Raw genomic sequence first — 13,568 nt, forward strand, 5'->3', positions numbered from 1 at the left:
CCGCCGCTACCGCAGACACGCGGCGACGACGCCGAGCATCTCCTCGCCGCGAACCTCGTCGGCGAAGAGCGGGACGCGCTTTACGTCCGTTCCTCGGAAGAGGTCCTGGGCCGCGCCGAGGGCGTTCTGCTGGACGTCCCATCGGCGCTGGCAGAAGGCACAGTCGTCGAGATTCGGGCTGAGAAACGCACCGTCTACTGCGTCGGTGACGGCCGCGAGCGGCTCCATCACGCGGTTGACGACCAGCGTTCCGACTGGAATCCCCGACGACTGCAGTTGCTCGCGCAATCGCTCGGACTCCATCACGCTCATTTCCTCGGGGACCATCACGATGCGAAAGTCCGTCCGGTCGGGATCTCGCAAGGCCGCCCTGAGTCGCTCGATGCGATCGCTCAACTCACGCAGGTCGTCGACGTCGAAGGCGTCTTCGGCCTCGGTCCCCGCCCCGAACAGTCCCTTGAGTCCCTCGAACATGCTCCCGATTCGTTGACGGATGGTCAGCATACGTCCGACCATCGAGTCGAGCAGTTCGGGCAGTTCGAGCAGCCGGAGCGTGTGGCCCGTTGGTGCGGTGTCCACCACGACGCGGTCGAACCGATCGTCGTCCAGATACTCGAGTAAGAGCTGGACGGCCGCCGCCTCGTCCGCGCCGGGCATCGTCCCGCCGAGCAGGCCCTCCATCGGATTTTCGCCGCCCATCGCCGTCGCGATGCCACCGAGTCCGTCCTCGCCGAACGGCCCCTCACCACCCTCGGCAAACGGGTTCGACTCACCGCCGGCGAACGGGCCCTCCTCGCCGCCAGCGAACGGGCCCTCCTCGCCGCCAGCGAACGGGCCGGTACCGTCGCTGCCGGTCGCGTCGGTTCCCGACTCGAACCCACCGCCAGCGGTAAACGGCGTCTCGCCGGCTTCCATTGCGGCCTCCGGGTCGATCTCGACGCCATAAAGTGGAACGTCCTCGCGCAACCGTTCCGGGCTGGACGGGACATCCGTCTCCAGGGCATCCGAGAGCGAGTGAGCCGGGTCGGTGGAGACGACGAGCGTGCTGCGGCCGTCGCGGGCGCTGTCGAGCGCCGTCGCGGCCGCCATCGTCGTCTTACCGACGCCGCCCTTTCCGCCGTAGAGAACGTACGACGGGCCGTCAACCGGCTCGTCAGGGCCGGAGACGTCGACGTCGATCCGGCTGGCGTCGTCCGACGTCTCGACGTCGATTCCGTCGTCGACCGACTCGGTCGGCGTCACCTCGATCTCGTAGTCGGCCGCTTCGTCCTCGTCGGCCGGTCCGACGTCGAGTCCGCTCATGCGCGACGGTTGCGCGTCGAGACACGAGTATGCGTCGGTCGACACCGACGAGTCCTACGCGAAGTACGCGGCCAGGCGATCGGCCGCCTCCTCGGCTCGCGGCGTGACGAGCGCGAATCGGAGCCAGGGTTCGCACGTCTCGCCGAACGCGGCGCCCGGCATCCCCGCGACGCCCGCCTCGTCGATCAACCGCTCGACGTTCTCGAGCGTTCCCGGGTAGCCGTCGAACCGAGCGAGGACGTAGAACGCCCCGTCGGGGCGGGTATAGGCCGCGCCGGCCCGATCGAGCGCGTCGGTGAACGAGTCGACGCGCTCGCGAAGCAACTCGCGATTGGCCTCGTAGTAGGACGGTTCGGTCTCTCGTAACGCGCACAACACGGCGTACTGTGCCGGGCGGCTCCCGGCGACGTTGACGAGCATGTGGCGGCTCTTGGCGTCCTCGACGAGGTGGGGCGGGAAGATCCCGTATCCCACGCGAAAGCCGGTGATCGCGAGCGACTTCGAGAACGCGTTTGTGACGATTCGGTGGTCGGAGTCGACCGAGAGGGCGCTCGAAAACGTCCCCGAAAGATCGTAGTGATCGTAGACCTCGTCGGCGACGAGGATCGCATCGTGGGCTTCGGCGATCGCGACGAGTTCGCGCACCGTCGACTCGGGATAGACGGCCCCCGTCGGATTGTTCGGCGTGTTGACGACGATCGCCGCGGTCTCGTCGCTCGCGAGTGCTCGCACGTCCGCCGGGTCTAGCTGACCGTCAGTGCCGGCCGAAACGTACCGCGGCGTTCCGCCGAGCATCGTCGCCTTTCCCGGATAGTACGAGTAGACCGGATCGGTCAGGATCACCTCGGAGCCCGCGTCGCGTTCTAACGCCCTGGCCATCGCGAGGTAGTTCGCTTCGCCCGCCCCGTTGGTCACGACGACCCGCTCGACGTCGACGCCCCGACGGGCCGCTATCTCGGCGCGAAGCTCGCGGATCCCCTCGCTCGGCGGGTACTGGAATCGATCCGCGTCGAAATCGGCGTACTCCCTGAGTCCCTGGCGGAGCGCTTCGGGCGGCTCCCAGTCCGGGTTGCCGCTCACCATGTCGACGACGTCCCGATCGGCCTCGGCCGCGTAGGCCATCACGTGAAAGAAAAGCGGCGTCTCGTACTCCATGCCTGCCACCACGGGCGGCGGGGTCGTGGTTCTTTCGTCGCGGGCAGCGAGACGCGAGGTCAGCCCCACGACAAAAGGTGACACGAGCCGTGGGAAAGAATAACAGTCGTTCCCGTCGTCACCTCGATTCGGGTATGACCGCCGCCGACACGATCGACGACGTCGATCCGATCGACCGACTCCGCACCTACTACGACCGAGTCGACGACGGAGACGTAGACGGCCTGCTCTCGCTGTTCGCCGAGGACGTCCGTTACGACCGTCCGGGCCGAGAACCGATCGAGGGAATCGATGCACTCCGGCGGTTCTACGAGCGGGATCGGCCGCTCGACGACGGTACTCACGACGTTCACCACGTCGTCGTCGACGGACCGTTCGCCGCCGTTCGCGGCGAGTTCACCGGACGACTCGACGGGAAACCGGTTTCGTTCGGCTTCGCCGACCACCACGAGTTCGACGACGATGGACTGATCGCGACTCGATACACCTACACGGACCGCGACGCCGTCTGAGCGCACCGTTCGTGGACCGCCCCGAACCCCAGTCCCGCCGATCGCCGGTTTGACTACCGCGGCCGACGTCACGCCGGATATGAACGACGACATCGATCGCGACCTTCCGATGCGGGTCGCCGACGCCCTCCGCGAGGCGAACGAGACGCTGGCGGTCGCCGAGTCGTGTACCGGCGGACTGCTCGGCGCCGCGCTGACGTCAATCCCCGGCGCGAGCGACTTCTTCGAGGCGGGACTGACGACCTACGCCTACGGGGCGAAGCGTCGCCACCTCGGCGTCACGCGCGAGGCGCTCGACCAACACGGCGCCGTCTCCGAGCCGGTCGCGAGACAGATGGCCCGCGGCGTCCGCGACGTCTGCGACGTCACCTGGGGACTCTCGATCACCGGCGTCGCCGGTCCGACCGGCGGCACCGAGGACAAACCCGTCGGAACTGTCTACATCGGTATCGCCTACGCCGGCCCGTGGGGGAGCGAATCATCGTTCGCGGAGGTGAGACGACACGCCTTCGACGGCGACCGAGCCGCCGTCCGCGCGGCGACGGTCGAGCGGGCGCTCGAAACGATCGTCGAGGCGGCTGAACGGACCGACCGGTAACCCTATCGGAAATCGGGAGTCGACCGAACAGGTGACGACTTTCGGCTGTAGATTCTGCGGCATATGCCGCGAGCACGTCACCAATTCTAACGGTAGGCCCCGATTATAGCCAAGTTTTTGAAATGAGTGTCGTTTCGGTTTCCGAAAAAGGCCAGAGGGAAAGGTATTCGTCGGTCGCGAAGTTCCTCTCGTGTGTATGAACAAACGAGACCACGTCATGAACGCCGTCCTCCTGGGCGTGGGACTCGGCGCGCTGATCGAACCGAGCGGGGGCGAGGAGACCGCGCGGGCGATTCTCACCATCGGCGTCCCCGTCCTGCTCGGCGCGCTCGTCCCCGACATCGACACCGTGATGGGGCGCCACCGAAAGACCCTCCACAACCTCCCGGTCCTCGTCGGCTTTCTCGCCTTCCCCTACGCGTTCGGTAACCTGGCGTACGTCTGGATCGGCGTGTTGACTCACTACGTTCTGGACGTCGCGGGTAACACGCGCGGCATCGCGCTCTTTTACCCACTACTCGGCCGCGAGTACGGCCTCCCCGTCGGCGTGCCGGCCAACAGCCGATCCGCGGACATCGTCACGCTCGTGATCACCGCCGTCCAGCTCGCGGTCGCCGCGGTCGCCATCTACGGCATCGACGAAGGCTGGATCGAGGCGGCACGGCCGGTGCTCGGGATCTAAGTTGGAACGAAGGAGACGCTCACCGGTTGGCTTCCCACGCCTCACAGGGGTCCATGTCGTCCATTCGCTCGCCGTCGTATCGACAGTACGGGACCATTCCGGACGAGCCGCGCTGGTACTCGAAGTGGTGACAGTTTCCACAGTACTGATCGGCGGGTTCGGCGGGCGTCGTGCGGTCGCGCGGTGAATCCATCGGTGAGCTGATCTCCCGGGCGTCCGTTCCGCCGTCGCTCGTCGGCCGCGGACCGCCGCCGAGGCCGCTGGACGGGCCGGTCGCGACGTCTCGAGCGGCCGAAGCGACCGACGATGCGGCGTCCGAGACGCGCGAGGAGGGCGACTCGTCCGGCCGATTCGTCTGCGTCTCGACGTCGCCGTCCGGTGTGGCGCCCATCAGTCCGACGCCGCCCATCCCGCGGTCGCGTTCGACCTCGACGATTTTCGTCTCGCCGCGTCTGGTGACGTTCATCTCCAGGGCGCCGCCGGGGTCGTTTCGCATTTTGAAGTTAACGACGACGGTGAAGAGACACCAGACGGCGCTGAAGAGGCCGACGAGGTAAACGACCGAGACGAAGAACGTCAGGTCCTGGCCGTGGCCGTCCCAGTGGTGCGGGTAGGCGTACGAGAAGAGCGCGACCCCGAGCAGACAGATGCTCGCACTGATCGCGGCCGCCGCTTGCGCCCGTCGTCCGGCTGGCAGCACCGTAAACACGCCGACGAGAACGGCTGGGACGGCGAGTCCGCCGAGAATACCAGCGATCTTGCGCGCGGCGTAGACGTCGCTCGCGACGAACGAGAAGAGGTCCGTCGTGACGACGAGAACCGCAACGATTCCGAGCACCGCGCTAGAGAGGACCAGCGCCGTTCCGGCGTAGAGCCGCTCGGGGCTCGTCACCTCCCGTTCCTTTCGTTCGTATACCTCCGAGAGGCTCGTCATAACCGGGGCTTCGCACTCGCGACCCAAAACACTACGTCAGACGCGCGTCACACGACACCGGCACGCGGCGACCGCGTCGGGCCGCATTCGAGGAAACGAAACCTTGAATCGACGGGCGCGAGAAGCCGTAACCATGAGCGACGACGAGGATTCGGAACACCCGATCGAACTGGGCGAGCACACCCCCGTCGAAGGGGCTCCGCTGGCCCGGGTAGCGTCCCGGCTCCACTGGCCCATACAGGCGAGCGAGGTCGACCGCCTCGAGGGAGAGACCGTCCTCCGAACGCCCGACGGGCCGGTTAGGCTCGAAGACCTGCTCTCTGAAGTCGACGAGACCTACTTCGCAACGCGCCGGGAGTTTACGCGACACGTCCGCGACGTGATGGGAGACGGCCCCGTCCGGACCGCGGAGTAAGCACCCGTGGCAGCCGACACGAAACGCTCAGCGTTCGACGTCGTCGGCGATCGACTCCCGACGCTCACCTGGGTGCAAAAGTCGCTGCTAACGGGGGCGGTGTTGACGATCGCCTGGATGGCGTACGTACCATCTGACGTGGAGCGACGCGTCGTCTTCGATAGCGTCGTGCTGATCGGCGGGCCGCTGGCGCTCGGACTCACACACGGGAGACGGATCGGCTGGCGGGTAAATCGGCTGGCGGTCAGAAACGCGGTCTTGCTCTCGCTGTTCGTTCTCCCGTTTTACCTCATCGGGTCGACGCTGCCGACGATCCGGGAGTTCTACCCGATCTGGCGAACCGGCCCGGCGATAAACGAATTTCTCCCCCACGCCGTCCAGCTGTTCGTACTCGCGCTCGCCGCGGAGACGTACTACCGCGGATTGCTCTGCGTCGGCGTCAAAGACATCGGCTTCAAAGCCGTCTTCATCAGCCCGCTTTTGTACATGTTCCACCACTGGGGGAAACCGCCGATCGAATTCTTGCTCTCCGGTCCGACGGACGTCCTCTTCGGAGCGGTCGACTACAAGTCGAACTCCATCCTCCCGTCGGTGATCGCCCACGGCGTGGGGCTAGTGCTGCTGGACTGGCTCGTCCTCCACGACCCGCTGTTCGATCCCGAACCGGCGCTCGACGTACTCGAGTGGCTCCCCGTCGCGCTGTGAGGCGCCGACGACGAGGGGTTTTATTCTGCCATCGCGTGGGACACGTATGGCCCTGCCATTCGATCCGGCCGACCTCGATCCGGCCGACTACGGCGAGAAACAGGCGATCATGGAGATGGATCACGAGGAGGCGATCGAACACGTCCGCACGGTGTGTACCGACTGCGGGTTCGGGATCCCCGTCGAGTTCTCCCCCTCGGAACTGCTAAACGAGAAGGTGGATGCCGACCGGGATCCCTACTACGTCCTCGGAGCGTGTAACCCCGCGATCGCGAACGAGGCGTTAGACGAGACGATGCGCATCGGCGGGCTCTTTCCGTGCAACGTGATCGTCTGGGAGGAAGCCCCGGGCCGCCAGCGCGTCTACCACGTGTCGATCATGAAAATCGCCCGCCTCCTCGGGATGACACCGGATTCCGACGCCTGGGACGACATCGTCGACCGGACGGGCGAACTCGTCGAGGAAGTGTTCGACCGGCTCGATACGGTCGACGAGTCCGGGACGGTTGCGTAACGGTCGGAACACCTCACCGATCCGTCGTCGACCGACGCGTCCGCGAGGGGTTCGGACGACACGTTCGCGCCGCGCGAACGTGAAAGCTTATATGAACGTGACGACAGCCCGAACTATGGACGTTCGGACCGGATTCTTCGCCGTGCTCGTGGTCGGTCTCGGCGTCGTCGGCTATCTGATGGTCGCGCCGTTTCTCCAGTACGTGCTCGGGGCCGCGCTGCTCGCGTTCGTCCTCTACCCGGTCCACAGACGGCTCGCCCCGCGCGTCGGCCCGCGCGTCTCCGCGATCACGCTGACCGCCGCGGCGTTCGTGGTCGCGATCGTGCCGATGATCGTCTTCTCGCTCATCATCCTCTCGACGGCGCTCGAGTACGTAGACCGCATCGAAGAGGGCGATATCGAGGCGATTCACGAGTCCGCGCGCACCGTCATGATCGAACAGCTCGGACTGTCACCCCACGACGTCGCGGAGATCGAATCGACGATTCAGGGCGCCATCGAGGACGTCGGCTACACCGCCTCGGAGTTCGTCCTCTCGGAGCTCGTCGGCGTGATCAACACGACCATCCACACCAGCTTCGGGTTGATGATCCTCGCGTTCTTGCTCTATTACTTCCTCGTCGACGGTCGCGAGTTCGTCGGCTGGATCCGGCAGGTGACGCCGCTTCGAAAACCGGTACAGAAGGAACTCGAAGGCGAAATCTCGAACGTCACCTGGGCGGTGATCCACAGCCACCTGCTCGTCGCGATCGTCGAAGGGGTCCTCGGCGGAATCGGCCTCTACCTCGTCGGCGTCTCGAACGTCGCGTTCTGGACGGTCGTGATGATCGTCGTCTCGATCATGCCCGTCATCGGCGTCTGGCTCGTCTGGGCGCCGGCGGTCGGCTACCTCCTGCTCACCGGCGACGTCGTCGGCGGCCTGCTGTTGCTCGCCTACGGGGTGGCCGTCCTTTCCGTCGTCGACAACTACCTCCGGGCCATCTTCGTCGATAGAGGCTCCGGCCTCCATCCCGCCGTCGTCCTGGTCGGCGTCATCGGCGGAATCTACCTCCTCGGCATCCTCGGGCTCTTTCTCGGCCCGGTCCTGCTCGCCGTCTTCAAGGCGAGTCTCACCGTCTTCAGCGAGAACTGGACCGAGCTAGCGAGTCCGGAATCGGAGCCGACACCGACGCCCCAGCGGGCCGAGTAGGCGACCTCAGGTCTCCGAGTCGTCCTCACCGTCTTCGGCAACCGCGTCGGTCGGCGACTCTCGCTCGCCCGCCTCGGCCATCGCTTCGAGGTCGCGTTCTGCGTTCTCTCTGACCCACGCCGCCATCCCGGCGAGTATCGACACCACCAGTACCGGGACCCCGATCAGGATCACGATGAGTAAGAGGAGTTCGAGCACGGATACTCAGACGGACGGTACGGGTAAAAATCCGTTCGCTTCGCGCGTCGTTCGGCGGTGGATCGGTTCGTAGAGCCAGCGACTGGATCGGTTCGTAGAGCCGACGTTGTCGATCTCAGTCGTCTCGTGCGGCGAACGCGGAGAGGTTCGACTGGAGACCGGCGGCCAGTTCCGATTTGCGCCGCAATCGCGCGAGCGAGACCGGCAACTGCGTGGCGACGGTCGAGACGGCCTCGTGGAACGTCTGGGCGGTCCCGCACTCGCCGTCGAACGCGTTTCGGACGCTCTCTCTGACCTGCCAGACGCCGACCGGCGCCCAGTACTCGTCTGAAACCTCTCGAAGGACCAGACACTTCGCCTGTCGACCGATCGACTGGAGGTGTTCGAGCACGCCGAGCCGTGAGGCGTAGTAGGCGCCGGCGGTCTCCTCGACGTAGCCGGACCGGCCCGCGTACCCCTCGCTCGCGGCGCCCATCCAGATATTCCCGCCGGATTCCGGGTTCCAGACGCTGCCGGGGGCTTTCATCTCGACGAGTTCGAACTCCCAGGTTCCCGGCGCGAGGATCACCCAGTAGCGGTTGCCGACGTACTCGTTCATCCAGACTTCGACCTCGTCGACGCTCGGGTTGTTCTTGATCCGCCCGCGGAGGAACTCGCCGACGGCGTCGTCGACGGCCGTGATCGACCAGCGGGTCGGGACGAGGCGACGATTTTCCGCCTTACCGAGTGCCCCAGCCGAGAGGATCGAGTTGATCTCGTAGACGTCGAACCCTCGTCGGTAGAGGTAGGCCATCGCTCCCTGGGCCTGCCAGTCGTCGTCCTCTAAGGTCTTTTCGACCTGCCGGGGGACGTGCGGATTCTCCCGCAGTTCCGCGTCGCGGGCCGTCGCGCGCGGGCCCCGGGGCGTCGCGACGTCGGTCCCCACGTCCAGGCCGAGGTCCGGTTTGCCGTCGAGACCGATCTCGATGTCGACCGGTCGGTCGGCGATCGCCACTTCGCGCTGGACGCCGACGAACCCGTCCCAGACGTCGTGTACCGACGGGGCCAGACGCGACGCCACGCTCGGGGCGTCGACGTTCGCCCGCTTGCTGGAGTTCAACAGCCCCGTGCGCCGTTGAAGCACGTCGTCGATGCCGTAGCCCTCGCGGTACCACTCGCCGCTGGTGACGTACTCGGTCGCGCGGGTCTCGTCGCCGACCGGCGAGAGCAGGCCGACGGGGACGTCGGGGTACGTCGATCGTCCGACGAAGATCGAGGGGGCGGTCGAGCCGACGATGGCGTCGCCGCTGATCGCGTCGTCGAAGCGGCGCTCGACGTCGCTCACGTAGTCGGTGATCGCGTAGGACTTCTCCTTTGCGAGCTGGCGACGTCTCGCCTCCTCGTCGGGTTCTAGGTCCTCGATGTACTCGTCGAGGCGCATTGACGCCGGATACGTCTCGCGTGGTGTTGAATGTTGAGTTCGCGGGCCGCTAGAGTTTGCGGATCATCGAGGATGGCACGGCTCGATGCCGACGCGCGCATGTGCCCGCTCGTCACTTTAGGGCAGGTTCGGTGAAGGATTCCGTGATGAACGACGTGACACGTCGAAGACTGCTCGCAGCAGGCGCATTGGGAAGCGTCGGCGTCGCGGCCGGGTGTCTGGACGGGGCCGGCCCAGCGGCCGACGATGAGACGGAACCTGACGACGCCGGCGACGATACAGACCCGTCCGACGACGAGACGGCCGATCCGGTCACAGACGAGATCGATCACGAAGACCCGACCGGCAGCGTCGCGTTCGTCGAACCGGAAGACGGCGACACCGTCGAGAGTCCGTTTACGGTCGAACTCGAAGTCACCGATTTCGACCTCGTCGCGACGGGAGACAACGGCGAACTGGCGGACGACACGGGCCATCACCACATCCTGATCGATCGCGAGCCAGTTGACCCGGGTGAACCCATCACGGATGGTCCCGGCTACCTGCACCTAGATGGCGGCGAAGAAGAGATGGAACTCGACCTCTCCGAAGGCGAGTACACCCTCATCGCCCAACCCGGAGACAGCGCCCACGTCGCGTTCGACATGACCGACGAGATCGCTATCAGCGTCGAGAACGGAAACGGTGAACACGACCCCGACGACGAGGGTGCGTTCCCCGTCGACGATGCTGATGACGCTGCCGACGATGGAGACGACGACACCGATGACGAATAGACGCCGACCGACTATGAAAACGACGAGACGGACGGCAGTTGAAACGACGGCCGATGGCGCGCTCGGCTCGGACTGAACCGATACCGCGTGACGTCACTGGCTGGCGTCGGTGGTGAACCGTAAACTATCGAGACGGTGGGGCCGGGCGGAGAAAGCGATCTGTCGAACGCGCCGACGAACCGTCCACACCGTCGTCGGCGACCGACTCGCGGCTGTTTAGCCGTGGATTCCCATCGCTTCGATCTGTTCTTGGTAGCGGTTCCGAATGGTCACTTCGGTGACCTGCGCGACGTCGGCGACTTCCCGCTGGGTCTTCTTTTCGTTACAGAGCAGCGACGCGGCGTAGATGGCCGCGGCGGCGTAGCCGGTGGGGGATTTACCCGAGAGCAGGCCCTCTTCGGCGGTCTTTTCGATGATTTCGTTAGCCTTGGTCTGGACCTCTTCGGAGAGTTCGAGTTCGGAGCAAAAGCGGGGGACGTACTTCTTCGGGTCGACGGGTTTCATCTCGAGGCCGAGTTCCTGGGAGATGTAGCGATACGTTCTGCCGATCTCCTTTCGCTCGACCCGCGAGACCTCGGAGATCTCTTCTAAGCTGCGCGGAATGCCCTCCTTCCGGCAGGCGGCGTAGAGTGCGGAGGTCGAAACGCCCTCGATCGACCGCCCACGGATGAGATCCTCTTTGAGCGCGCGACGATAGATGACCGACGCGACCTCGCGAACCGAGCGGGGAACACCCAGCGCAGAGGCCATTCGGTCGATTTCCGATAGCGCGAACTGAAGGTTTCGCTCGCCGGCGTCTTTCGTTCGAATGCGCTCTTGCCACTTGCGCAGTCGGTGCATCTGGCTGCGCTTTTTCGACGAGATAGAGCGACCGTAGGCGTCTTTGTCCTTCCAGTCGATCGTCGTCGTCAGCCCCTTATCGTGCATCGTCTGGGTGGTCGGCGCACCCACGCGGGATTTCTCCTGGCGCTCCTGGTGGTTGAACGCTCGCCACTCGGGGCCCGGATCGATCTTTTCTTCCTCCACAACGAGTCCGCAGTCCTCACAGATTAGTTCTCCTCGGTCGGAATCTTTTACCAGGTTATCGGATTCACACTCCGGACAGGCTCGTACCCCCTCTTGTTCATCGTCCTCGACCTCGACCGTCTCGCGCGTGCGCTCCCGCTGGCGGGTGGACCGTGTCATCGCACTTTTATAGTAGTATCTTTACCACATATAAACCTTTTGTTCGGTGCGTGGTCGTGATCCCGGATTTCGACGCTTGCTGGTATTTTGTGGCCGAATACGCCTGAAATTCAGCGAGAAACCAGAAAGGTTTTATCCCCGATTCCACTCCAGTGGATCGATGCCGGTCATCGAGTGTGACGTCGACGACGCGCGCGAGCGCCTTGAATCCGCTGGTGTGACCATCGAAGACGGCAACACCTCCCACGAACGCTGGCGAGCCTCGCGCGGCGACGCGACGGCCGTCGCCTACGACGAGAAAGTAGTCATCCAGGGCGGGCGACCCACTGACCTAGCGGCGCTGCTCAGAGACGGCGGCGGCAGAGCACACCTCTACTGGGACGGCGCCGCCCGCGGCAACCCGGGCCCCGCGGCCGTCGGCTGGGTGCTCGTCACGAGCGACGGGATCGTCGCCGAGGGTGGAGAACGGATCGGCCGAGCCACCAACAACCAGGCGGAGTACGAGGCGCTGATCGCCGCACTCGAGGCCGCGAGGGCGTACGAATTCGACGAACTCCACTGTCGCGGCGACGCCGAGTTGATCGTCAAACAGGTTCGGGGCGAGTACGACACGAACGATCCCGAGCTGCGCGAGAAACGCGTCACGGTCTGTGAACACCTCTCATCGTTCGACGAGTGGACGATCGAACACGTCCCGCGCGCGGTCAACGAGCGCGCGGACGAACTCGCCAACGAGGCCCTGGACGGTTCGTAGCCGGTCGGTCGTACGAGGTTCGTCTCAGTTCCCGTCGTCGCCGAGCCACCGGATCGCGACGTAGAGTCCGATCGCTACGGCGGCGAGAACCCCGATCGTCCGGACCGTCGATCGGTCACCGGTCGTCTCCGTCGCGGGCTCCGCCGGCGTCGATTCGACGTCGACCGCCTCGTCGGCGGACGGGGCCTCCGCTACCTGCGGTTCGTCGGCGGCGACCGCCTCCCTGATGGGCTCGCCGAGCGGCGTCTCGAGCGCGAGGGAAATCGCCTCCCTGACCGCCAGTTGTACCACGTCGCGCTCCAGTTCGGTCTCTTCTAGCATACGCGAAGATGACGCGACGGCACACTAAAACGCTACGGCGTTTCTCCGCGAACTGAGACCTCGACGCGTCGGACGAAACCGACAGGCGGATGTGCGATTGCACCGAACGGCGCACAACCGGATGACCGCCCCAGGAGCGAACGAACGCCCGAACGCGGACGGAAAAGACACAGACGAACGAGTAGACGCGCTGCTCGACGACGCGATCGAATCGCCGTCCGAGGGGAGCGACGACGAATCAACCCCGGACCGATTCGCCGACGAAGCCCTCCCCGCAGCGCTCCTTCGCGACGTCTGCCGACTGACCCGACTCGCGAGGCGAGCCGTCGACGAGAACGAACGAACGGCCTACACCGACCGACGCGACGAGTTGCTGGCCGAACGCGGCTACACCGCGCGCCTCCGGGAGACGGACGAGACGTTGGTCTGTCACCCCGCGTCGTGGCTCGACGACGGCGTCGTTCGGACCGACCGGATCGACGACCTCTCGGAGGCGGTCGAACTTCGCCTCGCCGGCCCGGGCGACCCGGACGACTGGGACGCCCTCGACGCGGCGAATCGCGACCTCGTCGAGACCGTTCGGACCCGTCACGGCGACGTTCACGCCGCGAACGCCGACACGTTCGCAGACTTCATGGGAAACCACTGCGCGAAACCGATCCCGTCCGCCACCGCCACCGAGATCGAGACATTCCTCGCCGAGTACTACCCGCGGAACGCCTGGCCATCGCGCGCACAGCGGGCGGTCGTCACCCGGTCGATCGAGCACGTATTCGACGCCTGCGGCGAGCCGATGCCGACGATTTCGATCCCGGAATCACTGCGGACAGGCGGGACGGAACCCGATTCGTTCGAACGGTGAGCAGAGCCGATCGGACGACGGCGCGCGCAAATACCGTCGGCACTGT

Annotated in this window: 17 protein-coding genes; 10 read left to right on the forward strand and 7 right to left on the reverse strand. The window is 65.5% G+C overall.

Annotated elements, in window-relative coordinates; translation table 11 throughout:
- Positions 1-6: 6 nt before the first annotated feature.
- Together NKH31_RS03625 and NKH31_RS03630 are read right to left on the reverse strand one after the other, a co-directional pair.
- Complete coding sequence (locus NKH31_RS03625) at positions 7-1,302, reverse strand: ArsA family ATPase (protein WP_254863778.1); 1,296 nt, start codon at positions 1,300-1,302, stop codon at positions 7-9.
- Between the two features lie 54 nt (positions 1,303-1,356).
- Complete coding sequence (locus tag NKH31_RS03630; protein WP_254863779.1) at positions 1,357-2,457, reverse strand: pyridoxal phosphate-dependent aminotransferase; 1,101 nt, start codon at positions 2,455-2,457, stop codon at positions 1,357-1,359.
- A 134-nt stretch (positions 2,458-2,591) separates the two neighbouring features.
- Between NKH31_RS03630 and NKH31_RS03635 the strand changes: the two genes are divergently transcribed.
- From NKH31_RS03635 to NKH31_RS03645, 3 genes are all read left to right on the forward strand, one after another.
- Entirely contained in the window at positions 2,592-2,969 is a 378-nt protein-coding gene (locus NKH31_RS03635; protein ID WP_254863780.1) for a nuclear transport factor 2 family protein, read from the forward strand.
- Positions 2,970-3,048: 79 nt separating this feature from the next.
- Positions 3,049-3,567 (forward strand): CinA family protein, encoded by a 519-nt coding sequence (locus NKH31_RS03640; RefSeq protein WP_254863781.1) that lies wholly within the window; start codon positions 3,049-3,051, stop codon positions 3,565-3,567.
- A gap of 196 nt (positions 3,568-3,763) precedes the next feature.
- Positions 3,764-4,249 (forward strand): metal-dependent hydrolase, encoded by a 486-nt coding sequence (locus NKH31_RS03645; protein ID WP_254863782.1) that lies wholly within the window; start codon positions 3,764-3,766, stop codon positions 4,247-4,249.
- A gap of 19 nt (positions 4,250-4,268) precedes the next feature.
- On the opposite strand, the gene NKH31_RS03650 is transcribed toward NKH31_RS03645, so the two are convergent.
- Positions 4,269-5,183 (reverse strand): cell division protein CdpA domain-containing protein, encoded by a 915-nt coding sequence (locus NKH31_RS03650; protein ID WP_254863783.1) that lies wholly within the window; start codon positions 5,181-5,183, stop codon positions 4,269-4,271.
- 133 nt (positions 5,184-5,316) lie between these two features.
- On the opposite strand from NKH31_RS03650, the gene NKH31_RS03655 reads away from it, so the two are divergent.
- The 4 genes from NKH31_RS03655 to NKH31_RS03670 all read left to right on the forward strand — a co-directional run bounded on the left by NKH31_RS03655 (position 5,317) and on the right by NKH31_RS03670 (position 8,006).
- Positions 5,317-5,598, forward strand: a complete 282-nt coding sequence (locus NKH31_RS03655) for a DUF5789 family protein (protein WP_254863784.1) — start codon at positions 5,317-5,319, stop codon at positions 5,596-5,598.
- 6 nt (positions 5,599-5,604) lie between these two features.
- Positions 5,605-6,303 carry a CPBP family glutamic-type intramembrane protease gene (locus NKH31_RS03660; protein WP_254863785.1) on the forward strand — a complete coding sequence of 233 codons (699 nt, stop codon included), beginning with the start codon at positions 5,605-5,607 and terminating at the stop codon, positions 6,301-6,303.
- A gap of 46 nt (positions 6,304-6,349) precedes the next feature.
- On the forward strand, positions 6,350-6,817 hold the full coding sequence (locus NKH31_RS03665) for a DUF302 domain-containing protein (RefSeq protein WP_254863786.1): 468 nt from the start codon (positions 6,350-6,352) through the stop codon (positions 6,815-6,817).
- Positions 6,818-6,932: 115 nt separating this feature from the next.
- Entirely contained in the window at positions 6,933-8,006 is a 1,074-nt protein-coding gene (locus NKH31_RS03670; RefSeq protein ID WP_254863787.1) for an AI-2E family transporter, read from the forward strand.
- Between the two features lie 6 nt (positions 8,007-8,012).
- On the opposite strand, the gene NKH31_RS03675 is transcribed toward NKH31_RS03670, so the two are convergent.
- Both NKH31_RS03675 and nreA read right to left on the reverse strand, forming a co-directional pair.
- Positions 8,013-8,204: a hypothetical protein gene (locus NKH31_RS03675; protein WP_254863788.1), complete on the reverse strand. Its 192-nt coding sequence runs from the start codon at positions 8,202-8,204 to the stop codon at positions 8,013-8,015.
- 115 nt (positions 8,205-8,319) lie between these two features.
- Positions 8,320-9,624 (reverse strand): DNA repair protein NreA, encoded by a 1,305-nt coding sequence (nreA, locus tag NKH31_RS03680; RefSeq protein WP_254863789.1) that lies wholly within the window; start codon positions 9,622-9,624, stop codon positions 8,320-8,322.
- Positions 9,625-9,770: 146 nt separating this feature from the next.
- Between nreA and NKH31_RS03685 the strand changes: the two genes are divergently transcribed.
- Entirely contained in the window at positions 9,771-10,400 is a 630-nt protein-coding gene (locus tag NKH31_RS03685) for a DUF4399 domain-containing protein (protein WP_254863790.1), read from the forward strand.
- A gap of 216 nt (positions 10,401-10,616) precedes the next feature.
- On the opposite strand, the gene NKH31_RS03690 is transcribed toward NKH31_RS03685, so the two are convergent.
- The gene (locus tag NKH31_RS03690) at positions 10,617-11,585 is read right to left on the reverse strand and encodes a transcription initiation factor IIB (RefSeq protein WP_254863791.1); all 969 of its coding nucleotides are present in this window, start codon (positions 11,583-11,585) and stop codon (positions 10,617-10,619) included.
- 160 nt (positions 11,586-11,745) lie between these two features.
- Between NKH31_RS03690 and rnhA the strand changes: the two genes are divergently transcribed.
- Positions 11,746-12,339: a ribonuclease HI gene (gene rnhA, locus NKH31_RS03695; RefSeq protein ID WP_254863792.1), complete on the forward strand. Its 594-nt coding sequence runs from the start codon at positions 11,746-11,748 to the stop codon at positions 12,337-12,339.
- Between the two features lie 24 nt (positions 12,340-12,363).
- Here rnhA and NKH31_RS03700 read toward each other — a convergent pair whose 3' ends face one another.
- The gene (locus NKH31_RS03700) at positions 12,364-12,660 is read right to left on the reverse strand and encodes a hypothetical protein (protein WP_254863793.1); all 297 of its coding nucleotides are present in this window, start codon (positions 12,658-12,660) and stop codon (positions 12,364-12,366) included.
- 121 nt (positions 12,661-12,781) lie between these two features.
- Between NKH31_RS03700 and NKH31_RS03705 the strand changes: the two genes are divergently transcribed.
- Positions 12,782-13,522 (forward strand): DUF7108 family protein, encoded by a 741-nt coding sequence (locus NKH31_RS03705; protein ID WP_254863794.1) that lies wholly within the window; start codon positions 12,782-12,784, stop codon positions 13,520-13,522.
- Positions 13,523-13,568: the final 46 nt, after the last annotated feature.

The sequence above is a fragment of the Halovivax gelatinilyticus genome, from assembly GCF_024300625.1.
GTDB lineage: Archaea > Halobacteriota > Halobacteria > Halobacteriales > Natrialbaceae > Halovivax > Halovivax gelatinilyticus.

What these genes read in the sequence shown, in the direction of transcription:
- NKH31_RS03625 (WP_254863778.1), bottom strand. Translation starts at nt 1,302, where the DNA reads ATGAGCGGACTCGACGTCGGACCGGCCGACGAGGACGAAGCGGCCGAC.
- NKH31_RS03630 (WP_254863779.1), bottom strand. Translation starts at nt 2,457, where the DNA reads ATGGAGTACGAGACGCCGCTTTTCTTTCACGTGATGGCCTACGCGGCC.
- NKH31_RS03635 (WP_254863780.1), top strand. Translation starts at nt 2,592, where the DNA reads ATGACCGCCGCCGACACGATCGACGACGTCGATCCGATCGACCGACTC.
- NKH31_RS03640 (WP_254863781.1), top strand. Translation starts at nt 3,049, where the DNA reads ATGAACGACGACATCGATCGCGACCTTCCGATGCGGGTCGCCGACGCC.
- NKH31_RS03645 (WP_254863782.1), top strand. Translation starts at nt 3,764, where the DNA reads ATGAACAAACGAGACCACGTCATGAACGCCGTCCTCCTGGGCGTGGGA.
- NKH31_RS03650 (WP_254863783.1), bottom strand. Translation starts at nt 5,183, where the DNA reads ATGACGAGCCTCTCGGAGGTATACGAACGAAAGGAACGGGAGGTGACG.
- NKH31_RS03655 (WP_254863784.1), top strand. Translation starts at nt 5,317, where the DNA reads ATGAGCGACGACGAGGATTCGGAACACCCGATCGAACTGGGCGAGCAC.
- NKH31_RS03665 (WP_254863786.1), top strand. Translation starts at nt 6,350, where the DNA reads ATGGCCCTGCCATTCGATCCGGCCGACCTCGATCCGGCCGACTACGGC.
- NKH31_RS03670 (WP_254863787.1), top strand. Translation starts at nt 6,933, where the DNA reads ATGGACGTTCGGACCGGATTCTTCGCCGTGCTCGTGGTCGGTCTCGGC.
- nreA (WP_254863789.1), bottom strand. Translation starts at nt 9,624, where the DNA reads ATGCGCCTCGACGAGTACATCGAGGACCTAGAACCCGACGAGGAGGCG.
- NKH31_RS03685 (WP_254863790.1), top strand. Translation starts at nt 9,771, where the DNA reads ATGAACGACGTGACACGTCGAAGACTGCTCGCAGCAGGCGCATTGGGA.
- NKH31_RS03690 (WP_254863791.1), bottom strand. Translation starts at nt 11,585, where the DNA reads ATGACACGGTCCACCCGCCAGCGGGAGCGCACGCGCGAGACGGTCGAG.
- rnhA (WP_254863792.1), top strand. Translation starts at nt 11,746, where the DNA reads ATGCCGGTCATCGAGTGTGACGTCGACGACGCGCGCGAGCGCCTTGAA.
- NKH31_RS03700 (WP_254863793.1), bottom strand. Translation starts at nt 12,660, where the DNA reads ATGCTAGAAGAGACCGAACTGGAGCGCGACGTGGTACAACTGGCGGTC.
- NKH31_RS03705 (WP_254863794.1), top strand. Translation starts at nt 12,782, where the DNA reads ATGACCGCCCCAGGAGCGAACGAACGCCCGAACGCGGACGGAAAAGAC.